The 21,251-nt window shown below is 71.4% G+C and carries 24 protein-coding genes; 8 read left to right on the top strand and 16 right to left on the bottom strand.

Going from position 1 to position 21,251, the window contains the following annotated elements; translation table 11 throughout:
* Window positions 1-46 precede the first annotated feature (46 nt).
* Window positions 47-214 (top strand): hypothetical protein, encoded by a 168-nt coding sequence (locus ACIBEF_RS02185; RefSeq protein WP_396790368.1) that lies wholly within the window; start codon window positions 47-49, stop codon window positions 212-214.
* A gap of 36 nt (window positions 215-250) precedes the next feature.
* Here ACIBEF_RS02185 and dapE read toward each other — a convergent pair whose 3' ends face one another.
* Window positions 251-1,324 (bottom strand): succinyl-diaminopimelate desuccinylase, encoded by a 1,074-nt coding sequence (gene dapE / locus ACIBEF_RS02190; RefSeq protein ID WP_396790370.1) that lies wholly within the window; start codon window positions 1,322-1,324, stop codon window positions 251-253.
* 78 nt (window positions 1,325-1,402) lie between these two features.
* Here dapE and dapD point away from each other — a divergent pair, with 78 nt between their 5' ends.
* Window positions 1,403-2,362, top strand: coding sequence for a 2,3,4,5-tetrahydropyridine-2,6-dicarboxylate N-succinyltransferase (gene dapD / locus ACIBEF_RS02195; protein ID WP_091406183.1), 960 nt, complete (start codon window positions 1,403-1,405; stop codon window positions 2,360-2,362).
* A 51-nt stretch (window positions 2,363-2,413) separates the two neighbouring features.
* On the opposite strand, the gene ACIBEF_RS02200 is transcribed toward dapD, so the two are convergent.
* A complete protein-coding gene (locus tag ACIBEF_RS02200; RefSeq protein WP_396790373.1) occupies window positions 2,414-5,833 on the bottom strand; it encodes a S8 family serine peptidase in 3,420 nt (1,139 codons plus the stop codon).
* Between the two features lie 75 nt (window positions 5,834-5,908).
* On the opposite strand from ACIBEF_RS02200, the gene ACIBEF_RS02205 reads away from it, so the two are divergent.
* Window positions 5,909-6,466: a sugar O-acetyltransferase gene (locus tag ACIBEF_RS02205; RefSeq protein ID WP_396790375.1), complete on the top strand. Its 558-nt coding sequence runs from the start codon at window positions 5,909-5,911 to the stop codon at window positions 6,464-6,466.
* Here the strand turns inward: ACIBEF_RS02205 and ACIBEF_RS02210 are convergent.
* The 5 genes from ACIBEF_RS02210 to fdxA are packed head-to-tail and all read right to left on the bottom strand — an operon-like array spanning window position 6,463 to window position 10,239.
* Window positions 6,463-7,110: a nucleoside/nucleotide kinase family protein gene (locus ACIBEF_RS02210; protein ID WP_396790377.1), complete on the bottom strand. Its 648-nt coding sequence runs from the start codon at window positions 7,108-7,110 to the stop codon at window positions 6,463-6,465. The genes ACIBEF_RS02205 and ACIBEF_RS02210 overlap by 4 nt on opposite strands.
* Window positions 7,110-7,760 (bottom strand): SIMPL domain-containing protein, encoded by a 651-nt coding sequence (locus ACIBEF_RS02215; RefSeq protein ID WP_396790379.1) that lies wholly within the window; start codon window positions 7,758-7,760, stop codon window positions 7,110-7,112. The genes ACIBEF_RS02210 and ACIBEF_RS02215 overlap by 1 nt, the downstream gene beginning before the upstream one ends.
* Window positions 7,761-7,770: 10 nt before the next feature.
* Entirely contained in the window at window positions 7,771-8,790 is a 1,020-nt protein-coding gene (locus ACIBEF_RS02220) for a prephenate dehydrogenase (protein WP_396790381.1), read from the bottom strand.
* 22 nt (window positions 8,791-8,812) lie between these two features.
* The gene (dapC, locus tag ACIBEF_RS02225) at window positions 8,813-9,916 is read right to left on the bottom strand and encodes a succinyldiaminopimelate transaminase (protein ID WP_396790448.1); all 1,104 of its coding nucleotides are present in this window, start codon (window positions 9,914-9,916) and stop codon (window positions 8,813-8,815) included.
* Window positions 9,913-10,239, bottom strand: coding sequence for a ferredoxin (fdxA, locus tag ACIBEF_RS02230; protein ID WP_030490464.1), 327 nt, complete (start codon window positions 10,237-10,239; stop codon window positions 9,913-9,915). Before fdxA ends, dapC begins: the two co-directional genes overlap by 4 nt.
* A gap of 79 nt (window positions 10,240-10,318) precedes the next feature.
* On the opposite strand from fdxA, the gene ACIBEF_RS02235 reads away from it, so the two are divergent.
* Window positions 10,319-11,290, top strand: coding sequence for a GNAT family N-acetyltransferase (locus tag ACIBEF_RS02235; RefSeq protein ID WP_396790383.1), 972 nt, complete (start codon window positions 10,319-10,321; stop codon window positions 11,288-11,290).
* Window positions 11,291-11,353: 63 nt separating this feature from the next.
* Here the strand turns inward: ACIBEF_RS02235 and ACIBEF_RS02240 are convergent, their stop codons facing one another.
* From ACIBEF_RS02240 to mshB, 3 genes are all read right to left on the bottom strand, one after another.
* The gene (locus ACIBEF_RS02240) at window positions 11,354-11,818 is read right to left on the bottom strand and encodes a hypothetical protein (protein WP_366608126.1); all 465 of its coding nucleotides are present in this window, start codon (window positions 11,816-11,818) and stop codon (window positions 11,354-11,356) included.
* Window positions 11,819-11,932: 114 nt separating this feature from the next.
* Entirely contained in the window at window positions 11,933-12,370 is a 438-nt protein-coding gene (locus ACIBEF_RS02245; RefSeq protein WP_396790385.1) for a hypothetical protein, read from the bottom strand.
* A 17-nt stretch (window positions 12,371-12,387) separates the two neighbouring features.
* Window positions 12,388-13,314, bottom strand: a complete 927-nt coding sequence (mshB, locus tag ACIBEF_RS02250) for an N-acetyl-1-D-myo-inositol-2-amino-2-deoxy-alpha-D-glucopyranoside deacetylase (RefSeq protein WP_396790387.1) — start codon at window positions 13,312-13,314, stop codon at window positions 12,388-12,390.
* 86 nt (window positions 13,315-13,400) lie between these two features.
* On the opposite strand from mshB, the gene ACIBEF_RS02255 reads away from it, so the two are divergent.
* Complete coding sequence (locus ACIBEF_RS02255) at window positions 13,401-15,545, top strand: prolyl oligopeptidase family serine peptidase (protein ID WP_396790389.1); 2,145 nt, start codon at window positions 13,401-13,403, stop codon at window positions 15,543-15,545.
* A gap of 309 nt (window positions 15,546-15,854) precedes the next feature.
* Here the strand turns inward: ACIBEF_RS02255 and ACIBEF_RS02260 are convergent, their stop codons facing one another.
* Window positions 15,855-16,253 carry a winged helix-turn-helix transcriptional regulator gene (locus ACIBEF_RS02260; protein ID WP_396790391.1) on the bottom strand — a complete coding sequence of 133 codons (399 nt, stop codon included), beginning with the start codon at window positions 16,251-16,253 and terminating at the stop codon, window positions 15,855-15,857.
* A gap of 104 nt (window positions 16,254-16,357) precedes the next feature.
* Here ACIBEF_RS02260 and ACIBEF_RS02265 point away from each other — a divergent pair, with 104 nt between their 5' ends.
* Window positions 16,358-17,260, top strand: a complete 903-nt coding sequence (locus ACIBEF_RS02265; RefSeq protein ID WP_396790393.1) for an NADP-dependent oxidoreductase — start codon at window positions 16,358-16,360, stop codon at window positions 17,258-17,260.
* A 130-nt stretch (window positions 17,261-17,390) separates the two neighbouring features.
* Here the strand turns inward: ACIBEF_RS02265 and ACIBEF_RS02270 are convergent, their stop codons facing one another.
* The 5 genes from ACIBEF_RS02270 to ACIBEF_RS02290 all read right to left on the bottom strand — a co-directional run bounded on the left by ACIBEF_RS02270 (window position 17,391) and on the right by ACIBEF_RS02290 (window position 20,114).
* Complete coding sequence (locus ACIBEF_RS02270; RefSeq protein ID WP_396790395.1) at window positions 17,391-17,927, bottom strand: ATP-binding protein; 537 nt, start codon at window positions 17,925-17,927, stop codon at window positions 17,391-17,393.
* Window positions 17,924-18,406: a pantetheine-phosphate adenylyltransferase gene (coaD, locus tag ACIBEF_RS02275; protein WP_396790397.1), complete on the bottom strand. Its 483-nt coding sequence runs from the start codon at window positions 18,404-18,406 to the stop codon at window positions 17,924-17,926. Before coaD ends, ACIBEF_RS02270 begins: the two co-directional genes overlap by 4 nt.
* 382 nt (window positions 18,407-18,788) lie before the next feature.
* Entirely contained in the window at window positions 18,789-19,247 is a 459-nt protein-coding gene (locus ACIBEF_RS02280) for a hypothetical protein (protein ID WP_396790398.1), read from the bottom strand.
* Window positions 19,232-19,963: a helix-turn-helix domain-containing protein gene (locus ACIBEF_RS02285; protein ID WP_396790400.1), complete on the bottom strand. Its 732-nt coding sequence runs from the start codon at window positions 19,961-19,963 to the stop codon at window positions 19,232-19,234. The genes ACIBEF_RS02280 and ACIBEF_RS02285 overlap by 16 nt, the downstream gene beginning before the upstream one ends.
* Window positions 19,950-20,114 (bottom strand): hypothetical protein, encoded by a 165-nt coding sequence (locus ACIBEF_RS02290; RefSeq protein WP_396790401.1) that lies wholly within the window; start codon window positions 20,112-20,114, stop codon window positions 19,950-19,952. The genes ACIBEF_RS02285 and ACIBEF_RS02290 overlap by 14 nt, the downstream gene beginning before the upstream one ends.
* A 153-nt stretch (window positions 20,115-20,267) precedes the next feature.
* Here ACIBEF_RS02290 and ACIBEF_RS02295 point away from each other — a divergent pair, with 153 nt between their 5' ends.
* Both ACIBEF_RS02295 and ACIBEF_RS02300 read left to right on the top strand, forming a co-directional pair.
* Window positions 20,268-21,011, top strand: coding sequence for a helix-turn-helix domain-containing protein (locus tag ACIBEF_RS02295; protein ID WP_396790403.1), 744 nt, complete (start codon window positions 20,268-20,270; stop codon window positions 21,009-21,011).
* A 135-nt stretch (window positions 21,012-21,146) separates the two neighbouring features.
* Window positions 21,147-21,251: transposase (locus tag ACIBEF_RS02300; RefSeq protein ID WP_396790451.1), on the top strand; the 105-nt coding region annotated here is incomplete at its 3' end.

Consider the following 21,251-nt stretch of genomic DNA (forward strand, 5'->3'; position numbering starts at 1 on the left):
ACATACCGGGTATGCCCCGGCGCGCGCCTTCGGGGGAGGAGACAGCGTGATCAGCAACAGCGAGATGATCCGGATTCGTCGCCAGATGCAGCGACGGATCCGAGACGTGGTGGCCGAACGCCGCCGCATCCGCCAGCAGAACCCGATCCCCATCTCCCCCACCCCGTCCGGAGCCGATCAAGAGGTTTGCGTCGCCGACAATGGGCCAGGCTGACGCAAACCTCTTGATCACCGAACACTCCGGCGGGGGTCAGGCCGGGGCTAGCCAGCGGTGGAGGGTTGCCGCGCCGTCGCGGATCTTGCTGATCTCGACGTGCTCGTCGGGGTGGTGGGCGAGGTTCGGGTCGCCCGGGCCGAAGTTCAGCGCGGGAATGCCCATCGCCGCGAACCGGGCCACGTCGGTCCAGCCCAGCTTGCCGATCGGCGCGGCGCCGACCGCCGCCAGGAACTCCTTCGCGGGGGCCGCGTCGAGCCCGGGCGCGGCACCGGCAGCCGTGTCGGTGACTTTCAGCTCGAAGCCGGCGAACACCTCACGCAGGTGCGCCTCCGCCTCGGCCGGGGTGCGGTCCGGGGCGAACCGGTAGTTGACCTCGATCTCACACAGGTCGGGGACCACGTTGCCGGCCACCCCACCGTTGATCCGCACCGCGTTCATGCCCTCGCGGTAGTCGCAGCCGTCGATGGTGACCCGGCGTGCCTCGTACGTCTGGAGGCGTCGCAGCACCTCGCCGGCGGCGTGGATGGCGTTGACCCCGTGCCAGGAGCGCGCCGAGTGGGCGCGTACGCCGGTCGTGGTGACCACCGAGCGCATGGTGCCCTGGCAGCCCGCCTCGACGATGCCGTACGTCGGCTCCAGCAGCACGGCGAAGTCCGCCTGCAACCACTGCGGGAATGCCTGGGCGACGAGGTTGAGCCCGTTGTACCGCGACTCGATCTCCTCGGCCTCGTAGAAGAAGTACGTCACGTCGTAGCGCGGCTCGGGCAGCGTCACCGCCAGGTGCAGCGCGTACGCGGTGCCGGACTTCATGTCGGAGGTGCCGCAGCCGTACATCAGGTCGCCGCGCATCGTCGACGGGAAGTTGTTGTTCAACGGCACCGTGTCGAGGTGCCCGGCCAGCACGACGCGCTGCGACCGACCGAGGTCGGTACGGGCCATCACCGTGTTGCCGTGCCGGTGGGTGGTCAGGTGCGGTACGGCCCGCAGCACCTCTTCGACACAGTCGGCGATCGCCTTCTCGTTGAGGGACACGGACTCTATGTCGACCAGAGCGCGGGTCAGCTGCACCGGATCGGCGAGGACCTCGGGGGTCAGCGGGTTCTCCATGGTTCGCACGGTACCTTCAGGTCTGTCAGCGCGAGGAGCGAGCCGAGGTCAGCCCGGCCGTGACCGAGAGGTGTAACAGTGACGTCCGCAGATTCCGCCTGGGGCATCGGCCTGGCTACGGTCACCGCAGACGAGCAGGTGCTCGACACCTGGTACCCGACCGGCAAGCTGGGCCTGGGCGAGCTGCCGCTGGTCGCCGGCGAGGACAAGGCGGACGTGCTCGACCTGCCGCCGGCCGCGCTCGGTGACCGGTCCCTGCCTGGCCTGCGTACCGTGCAGGTCGTGACCGTGATCGGCTCGTTGGACGACCCGATCAAGGACGCCTCCGACGCGTACCTCCGGTTGCATCTGCTCTCGCACCGCCTGGTGCGACCCAACCAGCTCAACCTGGACGGCATCTTCGGCAAGCTGGCCAACGTGGCCTGGACGTCCGCCGGGCCGTGCCCCCCGGAGCGGGTGGACGAGCTGCGGGTGATCGAGCGGGCTGCCGGCCGGCACCTGGCGGTGTACGGGGTCGACAAGTTCCCGCGCATGACCGACTACGTGGTGCCCTCCGGTGTGCGGATCGCCGACGCCGACCGGGTCCGTCTCGGCGCGCACCTGGCCGCCGGCACCACGGTGATGCACGAGGGCTTCGTGAACTTCAACGCCGGCACCGTCGGCACCTCGATGGTCGAGGGGCGGATCGTGCAGGGCGTGCTGGTCGGCGACGGCTCAGACATCGGTGGCGGGGCCTCCATCATGGGCACCCTCTCCGGCGGCGGCACCGACAAGATCAGCATCGGTGAGCGCAGCCTGGTCGGCGCGAATGCCGGCGTCGGGATCTCGCTCGGCGACGACTGCGTGGTCGAGGCCGGCTGCTACATCACCGCCGCGTCGAAGATCACGCTCCCTGACGGCCGGGTGGTCAAGGCCCGGGAGCTGTCCGGCGTCGACGGCCTGCTGTTCTGGCGCAACTCGGTCACCGGTGGGCTGGAGGCCCGGCCGCGCACCGGTCGGGGCATCGAGCTGAACGCAGCCCTGCACGCCAACGACTGACGGCCCCTCCGGGTCCGCGGCGCTCGGCCGCGGACCCGGACGGGGTACGCCTCAGCGCAACCGGTACGCCTGGATGATCCGTTGGGTCACCGTGTTGCCGGCGGTGTCCCGGGCGGTGGCCCGCAGCGACACGTGGCCGGCGCCGGCCGGATGCCGCAACAGGGCCACCCAGCCATCGGTCGAGGTGCGGACCAGCTTCGCCCTGCCCCAGGTCTTCCCGCCGTCGTAGGAGACGTCGACGGTGAGCTTCTTTACCCGGTTGGCCGCTGCGCCGGGCTGCCGCTGCACCCGTACCGGTACGACGAAGCCCTGACCGGCCGGAGCACTGTTGTCGACCCGCAGCGTCGGCGCGAAGCGCACCGCCGACAGGGGCAGTCGGGCCGGCGTCTCACCGGCGACGTGCCTCGACCGGAAGGTCCAGCTGGATTCGACCTCGGTGCTCAGGTCGGTGAAGCTCCGCTTCGCCGACGTGACGAGCCGGTAGTCCGCAGCACCCGGTGGCACTGTGAACTCCCCGTAGCCGGCGTACTCGCTCTCGCCGACCAGCTTGCCGTTGCGCCAGAGCTTGGTGTGCTCACTGTCGGTCAGCGAGGCGCCGGGGTGCCCGGCCGCGTCGCTGAAGATCGGCACGTCGGCCAGGATGGTGTCGCCGACCCGGGAGACGCTCTGGTGCGGCCAGCGCGGTTTCGGGAAGGACGGTGAGTACGGCGCCTGGTTCCAGATCTCCTTGACCGTCCGCCCGGCACGGTAACTGGTGGGGACGGAGAAGAGCGCCGCGTTCGGGTTCAACCAGCCTTCCTCGTCCACCGTCCCGAAGTAGATCTCGGATTCCCACTTCACGTTCCTGGTGTTGTAGTGCTCGACCCGCTGGCCGGGCACGACTGTGGGGATGACCACAGCGGAATAGCCGACGTTGTACTCCAGTTCGGGGATCACGATCCGCTCGGCCACCGTGCCCGGGTGGCCACCGCGGAACTGGTGCACGACGGTGGCCAGGTCCCGCCGGGTGTAGTCGCGGACGAACCCGGTGGGCATCCGGCCCGGGATCGCCTCTGCCAGCGCGTACAGGTACGGGCTGTTGGCCACTTCCGGCGTGGTCCAGTTGCTGCTGACTGTGGAGACGAACGTGTCGGCGGAGACCGGCTTGCCGATCTGACCGCTGGTCAGGCCGGTGAACGTCTCCGCCCAGAGCCCGACCCCGTACCCACTGCCGTCGTCGGCGGTGAAGTTGCCGCTGAGGTCGACCAGTTGCGGGACGGCGGTCCGTTCCGGAACGGTCGTCCGCACCGTCCTGGCGCGACGGGCGTCCACGACGATCCGGGTGTCCCGCTCGACGGTCACCCCGGGCTGCATCAACAGGGACATCCCGCGCTGCTCGTCCTCCGGACCGGGCTCGAAGACGAGGCCACTCAGGCCGTAGTGTCCCTTGGGCACCCGCACGGTGGCCACCCCGTCGGAACTGACGAGGTCCCAGAAGCCGAAGGCGTCCAGTCCGACCAGTAACGTCCAGTGGTCCGCGGTGCGCGCGCCGGCACGGTTCAGGTGCTGCACGGTGAGCGTGTAGCTCTCCACCTCCCGGTTCACGGCCAGCGGGGTGACAGCTACCGCAGCACCGGACCGGGCCACGATCCGCCCGGTCCAGTAACCGTCGGCGTCGCCGACCCGGGTGTCAGTGGTGACGGTCGTGGCGGCCGTGCCACCTGCCGGCACTGTGAGTTGCTCGGCGCCCAACTGGAAGAGGCCGACCGGCAGCGCCCGACCCCCGGGGCCGGCGCCCTCGATGCTCAGGTCCACGGTGACCGGGGCCGGACCGTCGTTGCGCCAGGTCACCGTGCGGGTGATCGGAACGTCGTCAGCGTGCGGCCAGAGCGTGCGCCCGAACGAGACGCTCACCGGGTCGGTGGTGAGTTGCTGGGTGATGGCGTGTGCGACGTCGACCCGCCCGGCACCCTGCTGGTAGGCCGTCTGGTCCGGGTGCGGCTTGGCGGCTGCCATCAGGGTGGCCTTGAGCCGGTCAGCGCGCCATCCGGGGTGCTGCTGGGCCAGCAGCGCGGCCGACCCGGCCACGTGCGGGGTGGCCATCGAGGTGCCGGAGAGCGTGACGTAGCGGTCCCCCACCGGATCACCGATGACACCGTTGGCGGACCGGGCGGCGACGATGTCGACGCCGGGCGCGGTGATGTCCGGCTTCAGCGCGTCGTCTCCGACTCGCGGGCCCCGGCTGGAAAAGTCGGCCAGGTCGTCGTCGCGGTCCACCGCGCCGACTGCGAGCCCGGCGTCGGCGCTGGCCGGGGAGCCGACCGAACCGTCCGAGCCGTCGTTGCCGGCGGCGAGGACGAACAGCGTGCCGGTCTGCGCGGTCAGGGTCTGCACCGCCTCCTCCAGCGGGTCGACCTCGGGGGTGTCCCAGCCACCGAGGCTCATGTTGATCACTGCGGCCTTCTTCTCGACCGCGGCCCACTGCATGCCGGCGAGGATCGCCGACTCGGGGCAGCCGTTGTCCTCGCAGACCTTGCCGTCCAGCAGCGTCGCGTCCGGTGCCACGCCCCGGTACTTGCCGCCGGAGGCCGCGCCGGAGCCCGCGATCGTCGAGGCCACGTGGGTGCCATGGCCGACAGTGTCGCGAGCGTCGGTGGCCTCCGTGAAGTTGCGCGCCTCGGCCACCTTGCCGGCCAGGTCCGGGTGGGTCGCGTCGACGCCGGTGTCCAGCACCGCGACGGACACTCCGGCACCGGTGAACCCGGCCGCCCAGGCGGCGGGCGCGCCGATCTGCGGCACGCTGTGGTCGAGGCTCACCTGCCGACGTCCGTCCAGCCAGATCCGCTCGACGCCCCCCGCCGCGTCGAGCCGGGCCCCAGCTCGACCGGTGGCGAGAGTCGCCCACACCGCACCGAGGGAGGACTTGTCGCTGTTCAGAGCGGCACCGCGGATCACCGGCAGGTCGCGGGTCAGCCGCGTGCCGGGCAGGGCGGCCGGGGCACGCCGGGCGGTCCCCGTCGAGCCGTACGACACCAGCAGCGGCAGGGTGCTGCGCCTGGTGTCGTCGTAACCCGCCTCGACCAGCCCGGTGATGTCGAAGAGTCGCCGGTCCACCTGGCCGGAGCGCAGCAACGGCAGCGCGTCGGTCGGCATCACGGTGAGGCGTCCGCGCTCGCGCTGGACGAGGAACTGCACGTCCTCGCGGCCGGCGCCGCGCCGGACCGAGGCACCGGACGCGGTGACTGTGACCCGGTCACCGGTGATCAGCGTGACGGTGGTCGAGCGGTTGGCGATGGGTCCACCCGGAGTGGACTGTTTGTCGGTGCCGCCCGGTGGGGCGGGCGCGGCGGCCGTGGCTGAGGCGGGAGCCGGCGCGGAGAGCGCCAGCGCGAACACGAGGCCGAGAGCGGCCAATCTTCTTCCCTGGTGCAACGGATCCTCCTGGTCAAGCGTCTTGATGGATGGAGTCACATTGACAACCCAGAATTGCATACCGGGTATGCAAAAAGAAGGCCAGAAAGTGACGGACCCGCCACGAGCCGACGAACCGGCCGGCATGATCGGGCGGTGACCTCCATGAAGGACAGAATGCTCGCCGGCGAGCCATACATCGCCGACGATCCCGAACTCATCGCCGATCTGGACCGGGCCGCCCGGCTGATGGAGCGCTTCAACACCACCCCGGCGGCCGATCCGCAGGCCCGGATCACGGCACTGCGTGAACTCCTCGGCGAACTCGGCGAGGACACCTGGATCCGCCCACCGTTCTACTGCGACTACGGCTGGCAGATCCGGATCGGCCCCCGCAGCTTCGTCAACTACAACGCGGTCTTCCTCGACGTCGCTCCGATCACCCTCGGCGCGGACGTCCAGGTCGGCCCCAACGTGCAGCTGCTCACCCCGACGCATCCGGTCGAACCCGGCCCGCGACGGGACAAGTGGGAGGCGGCCAAGCCGATCACCATCGGCGACAACGTGTGGCTCGGCGGTGGCGCGATAGTCCTGGCCGGCGTGACGATCGGCGCGGACACCGTCGTCGGCGCGGGCGCGGTGGTCACCCGGGACCTGCCCGCCAATGTGGTGGCCGTCGGCAACCCGGCCCGGCCGGTCCGCGAACTCGGCTAGACCGTCGGTGGATCTGACAGGCGGACGACCAGGTCAGCCCGGTCGGCGGTGGGGGTGATCACGGCGGCGTTCGACTCGTCGCTGCCCAGTGCCCACGCCCGCGCCTGCTCCGGAGAGCGACCGAACGCCTCGTGCCGGGCGGTCAGCCGGCGGTGCCGCACCTCCGCGTCCAGGTCGAGAAACCATGCCTCGTGCAGCAGTGGTCGGATCTCCTGCCAGGGGAAAGCCGGCAACAGCAGATAGTTGCCCTCGGTCACCACCAACCGGACCGACGGCAACACCTCGATCGCGCCGGCCACCGGCTCCTCCAACTCCCGGCGGAACTCCGGCGCGTAGACCGACGTCGGCTCCAATCGGCGCAGCCGGCGCAGCAACGAGACGTACCCGTTGGCGTCGAAGGTGTCCACGGCGCCCTTGCGGTCGGCGCGGCCCAGGCGCACCAGTTGCGTCTGCGCCAGGTGGAAACCGTCCATCGGCACCAGGCAGGCGGCCGGCCCGATCTCGGCGACGATCCGTTCCGCCAGGGTGGACTTCCCGGCGCCCGGTGCGCCGGCGATGCCGAGCAGCTGTCGCGGGCCGGCCTCGGCGAGCGCCGACGCCCGCGCCACCAACTCGTCGACGGACAGCACCCCGGCCGGCGGCATCAGCCCAGAACCGGGTCGCTGATGGTGAACCGCGCCTGCACCGCCGCCTGCACGGTCTGCGGCTGCGGGTCCAGCTCAAGCTCCGGCGGACCACCGCCCGCGCCACCGCCTCGAGCGAAGGCCGCAGCGGCGAACATCGGTCGGTCGGCGGGACCCGCGTCGGCCAGCTCGATCAACGAGGTGACCCGGGCGCCCAGCGCCTCCGCGTACTCTCGGGCCCGCAGCAGCGCGTCGCTGATCGCGGCGTGCCGAACCGCACGGTGGGCGGGGCTGTCCGGGCGAAGCTCCCACCAGGGGCCGGCCACCTCGACCTGGTCCTGGTCGGCGAGCCGGAGCATCAGCTCACCCAGCGCGGTGAAGTCGGTGACAGTGACGGTGGTGGTGACTCTGCCGTGCCAGGCGACCACCCGCTCACCCGAGCGCCGGGTCTCCGGCCGCACCCGCAGGTCGCCGGTCTCCCGCCGCGCCACCGCCGGCCCGGAGCCGTCCAGCAGCACCCGGACCGCCGCGGCCCGCTCGGCCAACCGGGTCAGCGTCGCCTCCCGGTCCCGGTCGCGGGCTGTCGCGGTGACCGCGAACCGGGCCAGCTCGGGAGGCACCTCCCGGTACGCCTCGCCGCGCACCTGCACCACCGGACCGTCCATCGCCATGCCCCTCAGCCTAGCCAGCGACGGGGCGCCGCGCCGCGTAGGAGATGGTGTCCCCGTCGACGTGCAGGCCGGCCAGGTAGCCGCCGGCCACCCCCAGCTCGCGCAACCAGGACACCTCTGCGGCGTGGTCGCCACCGGCCGGGAACTGTCTGTCGTCCACGTCGAACCGCCGGTCGCGCAGCGCCACCCGGGAGGCCCGCGCCTCGTCGTAGCGTGCGGTCAGCGCCGGGGCGTCCTCAGCGCGCAGCGCGGTGGTCAGGTCGTCCAGGAACGCGGTGACCTCGGCCAGCTCACGCAGCACCCGGTCCCGGTTGCCGAGCAGCATGTTGGCGGTCCGATCGGCCGGGGTTCCGGCGACCCGGGTGCCGTCGGAGAAGCTGCCGGCGGCGAGCGCGAGGATCGCGTCGCGCAGCGGTGCGCGTTGCACGGCGCCGGCCAGCGCGCCAGCGAGCAGGTGCGGCACGTGTGACGCGAGCGCGGCGGCCGAGTCGTGCTCCGTGGCGGACATCGGCACCACCCGGGCCTCGAAGACCTCCACCAGCAGCTCGGCCAGCCAACGGAACGCGGTGGTGGCCGGGCCGGGCGCCGGACAGAGCACCCAGGCCGCGCCGGTGAGCAGGTCCGGGCGTGCGGCCGTCAAGCCCGCCCGGTCGGTGCCCGCCATCGGGTGACCGGGCACGAACCGGTGCGTCAGCCCGTGCGCGGCGGCGAACGCCGCCACCTGCTCCTTGGTGCTACCGACGTCGGTGAGCACACAACGCTCACCGGTCATCGCCGCCACCTCGACCAGCGTCGCCGGCAGAGTGGGCAACGGTCCGCACAGGAAGACCACGTCCCGGCCGGTCACCGCCTCGACCAGGCGGTCCGGCGCGGGTACGCCCACCCGACGGGTCTCCCGCCGGGTGGCCTCGTCCGGGTCCCACCCGACCACGTCGATGCCGGCGGCGACCATCCGGAGCAGCACCGAGCCACCGATCAGGCCGGTGCCGACGACCGCGGCCCGTACCCGCGCACCCGGCCTGTCCACCATGCTCGACCGCCCGGCGCCGCGATCAGGCGAGGCGCGCCGCGACGCCGGCGATGTGCTCGTCGGACTCGGTCAGCGCGACCCGGACATGCTGCCCGGCCGTCGGGCCGTAGAAGACGCCGGCGGCGACCAGGATGCCGCGTCGGGCCAGCCAGTCGACCGTCTGCCAGCAGTCCTCGCCCCTGGTCAGCCAGAGGTAGAGGCCCGCCTCGGAGTGCTCGAGCGTGAACCCGGCACCGGTGAACGCCGCGGCGAGCACCTCCCGCCGGGCGCGGTAACGCTCCCGCTGCTCCTCGGCGTGTCGCTCGTCCTCCAGCGCGGCGACCATGGCCGCCTGCACCGGCGCGGGCACGATCATGCCGGCGTGCTTGCGGACCTTGAGCAGCTCGGCGACGAGCGTCGGGTCGCCGGCCACGAACCCGGCCCGGTAGCCGGCGAGGTTGGACCGCTTGGAGAGCGAGTGCACGGCCAGCACCCCGGGGTAGCTGCCCCCGCTGACCTGCGGAGACAACACCGAGACCGGGTCGGCCGACCAGCCCAGGGGCAGGTAGCACTCGTCGCTCGCGACCACCGCGCCACGTTCGCGGGCCCAGTCGACCACCTTGCGCAGGTGCTCCGCGGGCAGCACCCGGCCGGTCGGGTTGCCGGGCGAGTTGACCCAGACCAACCGGACCCTCGGGGTCGGCCCGAGCGAGGTGAGCGAGTCGGTACGGACGACTGTGGCGCCGGCCAGGCGGGCGCCATCCTCGTAGGTGGGGTACGCGACCGACGGCACCACCACCACGTCACCCGGGCCGATGCCGAGCAGCGTGGGCAGCCAGGCCACCAGCTCCTTCGAGCCGATGGTCGGCAGCACACCGAGACCGTCGACGCCGGCGCCACAGGCTCGGGACACCCACGCCGCGATGGCGGCCCGCAACGCCGGGGTGCCGGCGGTCAGCGGGTAACCGGGAGCGTCGGACGCGTCAGCCAACGCCCGCCGGATCACCTCGGGCACCGGGTCGACCGGCGTACCCATGGAGAGGTTGATCAGGCCCTCCGGATGCGCCGCGGCCAACGTGGCCGCGGCGTCCAGGGTGTCCCAGGTGAACTCGGGCAGCCGCGACGAGACCGGCGCGGGCCGGTTCAGTGGCCCTCGCCGCGCGGCGGCTGCGCGGCGACGAAGGTGGCGTCCTTCTCCACCTTGCCGACCTTCGAGGCGCCACCGGGCGAGCCCAGGTCCTCGAAGAACTCGTAGTTCGCGCCGGTGTAGTCCTTCCACTGCTCCGGGACGTCGTCCTCGTAGAAGATCGCCTCTACAGGGCAGACGGGCTCACAGGCACCACAGTCGACGCACTCGTCGGGGTGGATGTAGAGCATCCGATTGCCCTCGTAAATGCAGTCGACCGGGCACTCCTCGATGCATGCCTTGTCGAGCACATCTACGCACGGCTCGGCGATGATGTAGGTCACCGGTCTTCTCCTCCGCAAGACTCGCCGCGATCTCCCGCGACGGTAAGAGCCTAGTATCTCGCCGGGGAGGGGGTCGATCGTGCTCCGACAGCAGGATGTGGGACACCGAATCGTGGTCCGCCGGATTGTGGGGATTCGCGAAGGCCGCCCACTATTTTCCGATGCCCTCGGCGAGCTGGTCGAGCTGAGCGAGACTCATCTCACGCTGGCCACCGCGCAGGGGCCGCTTCGGGTCCCGGTGGCGCAGGTCCACCGCGCCAAGCGCGTCCCGCCGACCCGTCGGCCGACCGCCGCGGCGGTCGTCGCGCTGGAGCGGGCCGCTGACGAGGCCTGGCCCGCACCGACCCGGGGCCGACTCGGTGACTGGCTGCTCCGGTCGGCCGAGGGCTGGACCGGGCGCGCCAACTCGGCGCTGCCGATCGGCGACCCGGACCGACCACTGGCCGCCGCGGTCGACGCGGTGGAGCGCTGGTACGCCGAGCGAGGGCAACCCGCCCTGATCAACACGCCGCTGCCCCTCGCCGCCCCGGTCGGCGCCGAACTGGACGACCGCGGCTGGGGCACCCGCCCGCCGACGCTGGTACAGACCGCGCCGCTGCCCCTGCCGGCGCCGACGCCCGCCAGCGGCCAGGCCGACGGGTGGGGTGGTGCGGTCGTCGAGCTGGCCGCCGCGCCCAGCGACGAATGGCTGGCCATCGCCGCCGGCCGCAAGGGCGGCCTGCCGGACGCCGCCCGACACGTCCTCACCGCCGTGGGCCAGGTCCGCTTCGCCCACGTGTACGCCGACAGCGCCCTGGTGGCCGTCGGCCGCGGCACCGTGACCGGCCAGGGACGCTGGTTGGGCCTCAGCCTGATCGAGGTGGTACCGGCGGCCCGCCGCCAGGGACTGGCCCGCCGCGTGATCCACGAGCTGGCCAGTTGGAGCGTGTCAGGTGGCGCGACGCACGCGTTCCTCCAGGTCGAGCAGCGCAACGCGGCGGCGGTCGCGCTCTACCAGCGGCTCGGCTTCGTCACCCACCACACCTACCTGACCCGGGTCGCCCCGAACTGACTCGCTGAGGCGGCCGGCACCGCGCGCACGTATGCCCGACCTGGCCGACGGGCTGCGCGGTGGTCAGCGGCGGACGACCCGACGGGGCTTCGCGGCCTTGACCTCGGCGTACCGCTTGAGCTGCTGAGAGCGGTAGTCACGGCCGAGCGCGGTGAGCACCAGATAACCGATCAGCAACCCGGCGCCGCTGGCGAGCAGGTAGAGCCAGATCTGGGCGAAGAACGTCCCCGCGCCGCCGGCGAACGGGTCGTGACCGACCAGCAGAGGCCCGACCAGGACAGTCAGCAGCATCGCCACCGGCACCACGAGGGCCATGTCGGCAGCCCAGCCCGCCAGCGGCCGGCGACGACCCCAACGGAAGGCGACCACGGCGAGGATCAGGCCGATCACCGTGAACATCGCCAGCGACACCCGGTCGGCGGCGGTGTCGTCACCGTCGAAGCCGAGCCGGATGATCAGTCGGGCGACCACGTTGACCGCGAACAGCGCCGCAACGAGCACCCCGAGGTCACGCCACCGCTTGTCCATCGCCGGACCCTCCTGCCGTACGCCCCGTCGCGGGGTTCGCATCCCTGGCAGGAATATCTACCACCCTTACCTGGGAGCCGTCATCACCCGGCAGCGGCCGGAACCAGCCCGGCGTCAGCCGCCGAGCATGGTCGGCTGTGGGGCGAGGATCTGTCGGAAGCCCATCACCGCGAAGGTCATCGCGCCGGCCACGATGATGGCCAGCCCGACCCAGTTGTCGCCAGCCAGCAACAGGTCGCCCTCGTTGGTCCGGATCGCGGCGACCGCCATCAGCGCGAACCACGGCACCGCCGGCAGCGCGACCGCCCAGCGACGGCCGACCGCCTCGTACGCGAACCAGCTCAGCAGGATGTTGGCGCCGATGGCGAGGAGCACCGACACGCCGACCAGGTGCCCGCCGACGCGGAGCGTGGCGAGCAGCAGCTCCAGTACGCCGGTCAGCACACCGGCGATGACCACGACGATCCCACCGACCAGCCGGACGCCCAGGTCCAGCAGCCGCGGCGGTGGCCCCGCCGGGGGCGGGGCTTCCTGGTCCTCCACGACCGTCATCGGTGCGGCCGGCAGGGTCACCGGGAACCCGCCGCCGCGACCGGGGACCGGTCCGGGGCGGTCTCCGTGGGCAGGCCGGCGAAGAGGTCGTCCTCCCAGCCGTACGGCCCCGCGCCGGGACCCTTCTCACCCAGCGCGAGGGTGAAGAACTCCACGCCCATGAACTCGCCACCGAAGTTGCCGGCGATCGAGTAGAGCCACGAGTTGGCCGGGATCTGGGTGGCGTGCGCCCGCATCGCGGCCTCCTTGGCCGTGTGCTGGTCGGTGCCGTCGATCCGGGCGGCGATCTGGGCGTCCGGGGTGCCGAAGGGCAGGTCGGCGATGTCCTCGATGCCGCCGAACGGGTTGTCGGACGACTCCGCGAAATGCGTCATGCCGGCCTCCAGGACGCTGAGCGGCAGGGCCGTCCAGTAGACCTTGAGCGGGGCGCAGCCCTCCTCGGCTGCCAGCTCGACGGCGCGCATGGCCACCCGGTGCGCCTGGATGTGGTCGGGGTGGCCGTAGAAGCCGTTCGGGTCGTACGTGACGAGGACCTGCGGGCGTACCTCTCGCAGGATCTCCACGAGGTGCCCGGCGGCCTCGTCGAGGTCGGCCTGCCAGAACGCCCGGGGGTGCTCGTTCGTCGCGAGCCCCATCATCCCGGAGTCACGGTAGCGGCCGGCGCCGCCGAGGAAACGGTGGTCGCTGACGCCGAGCGCGACGCACGCGGCGGCCAGCTCGGCCACCCGGTAACCGCCGAGCTGGTCGGCCTCGGCGGCGGCGAGCTGCGCCAGCGCCGGCACGTGGATCTCGCCCTCCTCGCCGAGCGTGCAGGTCACCAGCGTGACGTGCGCGCCGTCGGCGGCGTAGTGGGCCATCGTCGAGCCGGTGCCGATCGACTCGTCGTCGGGGTGCGCGTGGACCAGCAGCAGGCGGCGGTCGGGCAGCATCGTCACGACGGTCACTCTAACTGGCGGTTCGGCCCAGCCAACGCTGACGCGTCCGCCCAGGTCGGCCACATCACCCCCGCTCCCGCTCTACGATTTGGCGTGTGGACTTTCCGGAGCTGGCCGCCCGCACCCGCCGGTTCAGCCACGGCGCGCCACGCGCTGTCTCGGTGGCTGAGGACGGCTCCCGGGTGATCTTCCTGCGTTCCGCCGGCCCCGAGGATCCGGCGGACGCGCTCTGGCTGTTGGACGTGAGCACCGGCGAGGAGCGGCTGGTCGCCGATCCGGCGACCCTGCTGGGCGAGGGCGGGGACGTCCGCTCCCTCGCCCCCGGCGAACGCGCGCTCCGCGAGCGGCTGCGGCTCAGCGCCGCCGGCATCGGCTCGTACGCGTTGGACGCGGCCGGCCGGGTTGCGGTGTTCGCGCTGGCTGGGCGGTTGTTCCGGGCCGACCTGGTGCACGGCGACGTGGTGGAGGTGGTGACCGCCGGCCCGGTGCTGGACCCACGTCCGGACCCGAGCGGGCAGCGGCTGGCGTACGTGACGGACGCTGCCGAAGGGGTGCGTCGGGGTGAACTGCGGGTGATCGACCCCGACGGCACCGACACCCTGCTGGCCGGCGAGGACGCCGGGGTGAGCTGGGGGTTGGCCGAGCACATCGCGGCGGAGGAGTTCGGCCGGTTCCGGGGGTACTGGTGGGCGCCGGACAGCCGTTCGGTGCTCGCCGCCCGGGTCGACGAGTCCCGCCTGGAGCGGTGGCACCTGCACGACCCGGCCGAGCCGGCGAGCCCGCCGACCGCCGTCGCGTACCCCCGGGCCGGTGGGCCGAACGCGGAGGTCAGCCTGCACCTGCTGGACCTGGACGACGGCTGGGTCGACGTGCACTGGGACCGGGAGACCTACCCGTACCTGACCGGGGTGAGCTGGGGTGAGGGCACTCCGTTGATCACCGTGCTACGCCGTTCGCAGCAGCACGGGCTGGTGCTTGCGGTCGACCCGCGCACCGGTGAGACGCAGGTGCACGCCGAGCTGGCCGATCCGCGCTGGGTCGAACCGATCGCCGGCACCCCCGCGCACCTGCCGGACGGCCGCGTACTGGTCGGTGGGGAACTGGCCCACGACGGGTACGACGCCCGATGCCTGTTCGCGGACGGCACCCTGCTCACCCCGCCGTCGCTGTACGTACGACGGGTGGTGGGTCGGCTGCCGGCCGCCACCGGCCCGGCCGACCTGCTGGTGGAGGCGAGCGACGGCGAGCCGAGCGAGCGGCACCTGTTCCGGGTCCGCACCACCATCGGCGGTGGGGTGGACGCGCGTCGGCTCACCACCGACTCCGGCTGGTACACCGCCGCCGTGGGCGGGGACGTGCTGGCCGTCGGAGTCGCGTCGCTGGATCACGCCGGGGTGCGCTGGACGGTGCGTCGCGGCGATCAGGAGATCGCCGAGCTGCGCTCGTTCGCCGCCGCCCCGCCGTATTCTCCGCTGCCGCTGCTCGAACGGGTGACCGACCGGCGGCTGCCGGCGGCGGTGCTCTACCCGGACAACCACGTGACGGGCCGGCGGCTGCCGGTGCTGCTGGACATCTACGGCGGCCCGGGGCACCAGGAGGTCGTGGCGGCGCGGGCCGCGTGGTTGGAGCGGCAGTGGTGGGCCGACGCCGGGTTCGCGGTGGTCACCATCGACAACCGGGGTACGCCGGGCGTCGCGCCGTCGTTCGAGAAGGCGATCCACCGGCGGGTCGCCGACGTGATCCTGACCGACCAGATCGACGCGCTCACCGCGCTCGCCGGCAAGCACCCGGACCTGGACCTGGGACGGGTGGGCGTGCGCGGTTGGTCGTTCGGCGGGTGGCTGGCCGGCTTGGCGGTGCTGCGGCACCCGGAGCTGTTCCGGTGCGGAATCGCGGGTGCCCCGGTGACCGACTGGGCGCTGTACGACACCGCGTACACCGAGCGTTATCTGGGGTTGCCGGAAGACGGCCAGGACATCTACGCGCACCACTCGCTGGTCGAGTTGGCCGCCGAGCCGGTCACCAGCCCGGACCACGCCCGCCCGTTGCTGCTGGTGCACGGCATGGCCGACGACAACGTGGTGGCCGCGCACACCCTCCGGCTCTCGGCCGCCCTGTTGAGCACCGGCCGACCGCACGCCGTGCTGCCGCTGACCGGCGCTACGCACATGGCCGCGAACGGCACCGCCGAACGGCTACTCCCCCTGGAGCTGGAGTTCCTCCGCACCCACCTGCTGTGAGCAGCGTTCTGTCACGGGAAGCTGCCCGGGACGGTTCGGCGTCGGGGCGGTGACAATGCAGCGGTGTCGGATCACACGAAGCAAATCCGGCGAGCCCTCAGTGCATCAACGACCCCACCGGGCCGATGTCCGCCGGGGCGGTGGCCGGGGCCGTGAATCTTGGACAGTTTCCGTCATTATGGAACGGAAACTGTCCAAGATCTCTTGTTCGCGCAGCGGCAAAGCCGACGGTGATCTTGGCGGCCCGCACCAGGCAGCTCCGGGCGGACACGTTGCGGCGGTTTCTGACGCAATCGGCGTCGCGGGATCTCAGGCGCGTGCGTCGTAGCGGGTCCGGGCTTCGAAGACGCGGTCCATGTGCGACTCGGCCCAGTCCTTGATCGCGATCATGACCGGGAACAGTTCATGACCGAGCGGGGTGAGCTCGTAGTCGACACGGACCGGCACCGAGGCGGTGACGGTGCGCGTGACCAGTCCGTCGCGCTCCAGGGTGCGCAGGGTCTGGGTGAGCATCTTCTGGCTGACGCCGGCGATGCGCTGAGCGAGCTCGCCGTGCCGCTGCGGGCCGTCGACCAGCGCGGGGATCACCAGGGCGACCCACTTGTCGGTGAGTTTGCTCAGCAGCTCACGGGTCGGGCACTGGTCAAGGAACGCGTCGTAGTCACGTTTCGCCTGTTCACGGCGCTGATCTGCGGTCGATGTCGCCATCTTCCCTCCCCTGGTGCCCTAGGCACTTTAAGGTACCTACTTTCTCACAGTGCTGATGATTCGTACGGTCGTGGTGAGAACGACATCCCACGAAGGAGACGGCGATGCGCGCAGTCAGCTATGCACAGTTCGGAGGACCGGAGGTCCTGCACGTGGCCGAGATGCCGGTGCCCGAGCCCGGGCCGGGGCAGGTACGGGTGCGGGTCGCGGCGTCGGTCGTCCATCCGGTCGATCTGATGGTCCGCTCCGGTCGGTTCCCGGCCCCGTTGCCGACCGGTCTGCCATACACGCCCGGTTGGGACGTTGCCGGCAGCGTCGACGCGGTCGGCCCATCGGTCGACGAGTACACGGTCGGCGACGAGGTCATCGGCTTCTCGCCATGGCTGCAAACCACTGCCGGCGCCCACGCCGAATACGTGGTCCTCGACGCTGCCTGGCTGACCTCCGCGCCCGCCGGTGTCCCCGCCACCGAGGCGGCGACCCTGCCGACCAACGGCCTCGCCGCCGCCCAGGCGCTCGACCTGCTCGCGCTCCCCGCGGGTTCGACAGTGCTCGTCACCGGTGCCGCCGGACAGGTCGGCGGGTTCGTTCTGGCGCTCGCCCGGTCGACCGGTCTGCACGCCACAGGACTCGCCGGGGCCGACGACCGCGAGTTCGTCGAGTCGCTGGGCGCGGGGTTCCTGTCCCGCACCGACGATCCGACGGGGACGTTCGACGCGGTCGTCGACCTGGCGGTGATCGGCTCCTCGCTGCTGGACCTCGTTCGGGACGGCGGCGGCTACGTGGCCGCGTCGCCCCCGCTCCGCCCGGAGCCGGTACGCGGAATCCGGACCTTCGCGCTGGAGGTGCTACCGGACGGAACCCGGCTCGGCGAACTGGTCAAACTCGTCACCAGCGGCGACATCCCGCTCCGGGTCGCTGACGTGTACCCCTTCGCCGACGCGGCGAGCGCCCACGAGCGGCTGGCCCAGGGCGGGGTGCGCGGCGGCGTCGTGATGGTTCCCTGATCCGGGGCGAAAGCTCGGCTGTCACGCCCGGTTGACCTACCTGGTGAACCTGGCGAGTCGGGCGGAGTGGCCGTCCTCTGGCTGGCTGGCAGGCCGCCAGCCGCGTCCGCTCCCGTCGAGGATGTACGGGTCAGGAGATTGAGGACGGCCAGCGGTGTCTCCGCCACTCGTACCATGTCGCGAAACCAGCAGGTGGGTCATCGACAGGCTCGCTGCCATCCAGCTCGCCGGGCGTCGGGATCTCGATGCCGGCAGCCCATTCGGCGAGTTCCGCGTCGGACATCGGCCACGTGGTGTGCGGCGCTTCCGCCTGCCGCCGATCCAGTCGCCGGCGCTGCTCGACTGGACTGACCTCGAAGTAGCGCAGCTCCACAAGCGCGCCCAGGTCTGCTGCCGCCTGGCGCAGGGCGGAGCGCTCGTCCCGACTCCAGAGGCCAAAGTCGATCACCACATTGTTGCCGAGTTCGAGCGCCCGCAGCCCGATCTCGATGAGTCGTCCCTCGATCACGTCCTGAGCCGACGACGGATTCTCAGGCCCGTAGAGAGCCTTCACCCATTCGTCCTTCGTGAGACGAAGTGCCGCCGACTCGATCTCGATGCGCCGAGCGGTGGTGGTCTTCCCGGTGCACGGCAGCCCTACCGTCAGGAACAGTGTTGGTCGCGTCATCGACGCCCCCTTCCGTTCGAACGCCCATCGCCGGCCGGCCGCGCCTCGTCATACGCCCGTACGGCAGTGGACGAGACGGCGGCCAGGTGCGGGCGAGGCGGCAGCCAGACGGTCTGGATGCCGAGTTGCTCGTTCATCGCGGCGAGCTGGTACTCGTAGCGGAGGTCGGCGGCGGTGCGCACGCCGCGAACGATGACCGTGGCACCTCGACGCGCGCAGTAGGCGGCGGTCAGCCCGGTCCAGGTGTCCACCTCGACATTGCCCCAGGCCGCCGGCATGGCGTCGCGTACGCGGGCCGCCCTGGCCGTGGCCTCGGCGGTTGGTTGCTTGTCGGCGTTCACCGCCAGCAACACGATGACCAGGTCGAACATCATCCGGGCACGCGCCACCAGGTCGCCGTGGCCGGGGGTGAACGGATTGAATGTGCCGGGATAGACCGCCAGCGAACCGCGCACCGACAGCACCGGCACAGCTGTCACCGCGACTCCAACCGCATGGCCCCGATCATCTCAGCCGTACTGGCCCCGACCCAACTCCGACTCGGCGCTCGCCGCCGACCTCCGGAGCTGCCATATCCACTGAGGGCTTGAATCTCAAGCCGCTTGAGATCGCATAGTGGGCGTCGTGGACAGAAACGAGCTGTACGCCATCGGGGACGTCGCCCGGCGGACCGGCAGGTGCCGCCCGACTCGCCGAGGGGCCGGTGTCGTCACGCTGGCATCTCAACTCACCCTGCTCGACGATCTTGCACTTCCTGTCGCGACACAACAGGCAATCCACTCATGTTGACGACCGAAACTGCAAGATCGGCGCGATCTTCTCGCTCGACACACGTTGATCTATCGGGGTGGACCGTCCTGCTCACAGCACTCCCAGGTTGATGGCGAGCTGGGTGATCGTGGCTGGGGCGGCCGGGTCGCGGGCGGCCTGGGCAACCACGTCCCGGGCGGCCGGCCGATGGTGGGTCTCGGCGGGCGCGATGTGTCCGGCCCGCAGCAGGACCCGGGCCGCGTTGATGGCGTCGTCCGTCTGGAGGTAGGCGCGCGCCGCGTCGATCAGATGCGCGGCCCGATGCTCGAGCGGCAGCCATCGCCACCCGTCCCGTTCGATTGCCAACTCGTGCCGGGCGACACCCTGCGGACCGTCGCCCAACTCCACGGCGGCGGAGACCCGTGCCAACTCGACGGCCGTCGGCCCGAACGCCGTCCGGTGATGGTCGCGCCCGTCGCCCACCCGGGCGGCGAGTTCGGCGGCCTCATCGAACAGGTTACCGACCACCCGCTCGTCTCCCGCCCTGGCCGCGATCAGGGCGGCCTGCACAAGCAGCGATCCACGCAGCGACAACGCTTCCGGCGTGCCACTGGCGATCTGGGAAGCGGCGGCAGCATTACTGCCCCTGCCCGCGCCGATGCCCGCAGCACCTGCCCGAGCTGGACCGCCGCGCAGGCCAACATCACCCGGTCATCGGCGGCGGCGGACATCGCTCGGTCAGCGGCCAGCCACGCGAGGCTCCCCTCACCCAGCTTCACCAGCAGCGCCGCCGTCACCCGATACGCCTCGACCACCGCTGCGCGCCCGGCCTCGGGGTTCAGCGCGTGGGCGCGGTGAACCTCGGTCACCAACGTGGGGAGCAGCTCGACCAGACGTGGGTACCGGGCGTGCTGGTAGGTCATCCACGCGTGCCGCACCTCCCGAGCCAACCGATCGGGCGACATCACGTCACGGTCCGCCGGGCGACCATAAGCCATTGGGTACGCCGACAGCGCGGCCCGAATCCGCGCCACTCCCTCGCGACGTTCCGCCGCCCCGGCGGACTGGACGTCACGACCGAGCAGCGCTGCGGGATCGACCCGCAGCACCGCCGCAATCTCCCGGATGGTCGACACCCGCTCCAGGGAACGGACCCCGCGCTCGACCTTGTCCACCCAGCTCTTCGACTTCCCCAACCGATCCGCGAACGACTGCTGCGACAATCTCCGTCGCACCCGCAGGTAGGCGACCCGCCGACCGATCGGCACCGGATCACGGTCCACCACGCCACCGCCGATCCGGCACCGCCCGAGTCGTCTCCTGTACAGGTATCCGCTCGGCCTCGGCCTGCGCGAGCAACCGGCGTTTGGCCTCTCCCCGTTCGGCCGCGTCGATCTGCTCTCCCCGGCTGACCAGCTCGTCGTCAGAACTGGGCATCATCACCTCCGCTGCTGGTGCGCATCGCAGCCTCAGCCGCCGCGTTGCTTGTCACAATGACGCCGATCCGTCGGCAGGCGCGACGGCACAGAGCGCGACAACACGGGTACTTTGCTGGCGACATTAAGGCGACACATCGCTATTGTGGCGAACATGAATGCCCCGAACACCGCTCTACGCGCGGTCCGCACCGGGATGCGCATGAGCCAGGACGACTTCGCCCGCGCGCTCCAGGCCGCCGGCCGTCGCGTCGGCGAGCCCAACGACGCCAACAAGAGACTGGTCCAACGCTGGGAGTCCGGTGCGATCGCCGCACCCCGGCCCGTGTACGCCCGCGCACTGGAAGTCGTCACCGGCCTGCCGGTCTCGCTGCTCGGCTTCGCCGCGATACCCAATGGCGATGTCGTCGACGACCAACACGGTGGCCACGACCTGACCTCGCCCATGTCCGGCCTGGCCACACCAACGCCCAAGCCACTCGCGGTCCACGGGTCGCACGAGGGCGTCTGGCTCAGCCGCTACCAGTACCACTCCAGTGGCCGGGGAGAATCCTTCGCCGGGCAGCACTTCGTGGTCGTACTCCAGCACGGCGACCGACTAACCGTGCGAAGCCTTCCTGGCTCGGCGGCATCTTCGCTGTCAATGGATCTGACCGTGGACGGCGCCGTGGTCACCGGCACCTGGGTAGAGCAGACCGACGCGGCCGGCTACTACCGAGGAGCCCGTTACCACGGAGCGATCCAGCTACTGGTCGAGCCGACCGGTCGACGGATGGCCGGGAAGTGGGTCGGGTTCGGCAAGGACATGGACGTCAACACCGGGCCGTGGGAGCTGACTTTTCGGGATGCGTCCACGTCCAAGGCGACGCTCGACCAGTACAACACCTCGCCCGAATAGCCTGCTCCGCCGACTAAGGCGTGTTTCATAAGTCGTGGTGGCCGGTGAAGGTCCCGGCGTGGCGGTGATCGACAACTGAAGAGGTCTCCGGTAGTTGGTTCTGCGACCAAGCTAGAACTTCATACCGGAGACCTCGTGGCCACCTTAGCGGTGACGAGGCGGCACGACCTGACCGACGCTCAGTGGCAGCGGCTTGCCGCGCTGCTGCCTGTCGCGTCGGCGAAGGGTCGTCCGCCGAAG

Origin of the sequence: Micromonospora sp. NPDC050795 (assembly GCF_044456785.1) — a bacterium.
Lineage (GTDB): Bacteria > Actinomycetota > Actinomycetes > Mycobacteriales > Micromonosporaceae > Micromonospora.

Excerpts from the sequence above, each read along its gene's own strand:
- ACIBEF_RS02260 (WP_396790391.1), bottom strand. The coding sequence starts at position 16,253 with ATGGCGACATCGACCGCAGATCAGCGCCGTGAACAGGCGAAACGTGAC.
- ACIBEF_RS02290 (WP_396790401.1), bottom strand. The coding sequence starts at position 20,114 with ATGCCCAGTTCTGACGACGAGCTGGTCAGCCGGGGAGAGCAGATCGAC.
- ACIBEF_RS02265 (WP_396790393.1), top strand. The coding sequence starts at position 16,358 with ATGCGCGCAGTCAGCTATGCACAGTTCGGAGGACCGGAGGTCCTGCAC.
- ACIBEF_RS02215 (WP_396790379.1), bottom strand. The coding sequence starts at position 7,760 with ATGGCGATGGACGGTCCGGTGGTGCAGGTGCGCGGCGAGGCGTACCGG.
- dapE (WP_396790370.1), bottom strand. The coding sequence starts at position 1,324 with ATGGAGAACCCGCTGACCCCCGAGGTCCTCGCCGATCCGGTGCAGCTG.
- ACIBEF_RS02245 (WP_396790385.1), bottom strand. The coding sequence starts at position 12,370 with ATGACGGTCGTGGAGGACCAGGAAGCCCCGCCCCCGGCGGGGCCACCG.
- ACIBEF_RS02220 (WP_396790381.1), bottom strand. The coding sequence starts at position 8,790 with ATGGTGGACAGGCCGGGTGCGCGGGTACGGGCCGCGGTCGTCGGCACC.
- ACIBEF_RS02270 (WP_396790395.1), bottom strand. The coding sequence starts at position 17,927 with ATGACGCGACCAACACTGTTCCTGACGGTAGGGCTGCCGTGCACCGGG.
- ACIBEF_RS02240 (WP_366608126.1), bottom strand. The coding sequence starts at position 11,818 with ATGGACAAGCGGTGGCGTGACCTCGGGGTGCTCGTTGCGGCGCTGTTC.
- ACIBEF_RS02200 (WP_396790373.1), bottom strand. The coding sequence starts at position 5,833 with ATGCAATTCTGGGTTGTCAATGTGACTCCATCCATCAAGACGCTTGAC.
- ACIBEF_RS02210 (WP_396790377.1), bottom strand. The coding sequence starts at position 7,110 with ATGCCGCCGGCCGGGGTGCTGTCCGTCGACGAGTTGGTGGCGCGGGCG.
- ACIBEF_RS02295 (WP_396790403.1), top strand. The coding sequence starts at position 20,268 with ATGAATGCCCCGAACACCGCTCTACGCGCGGTCCGCACCGGGATGCGC.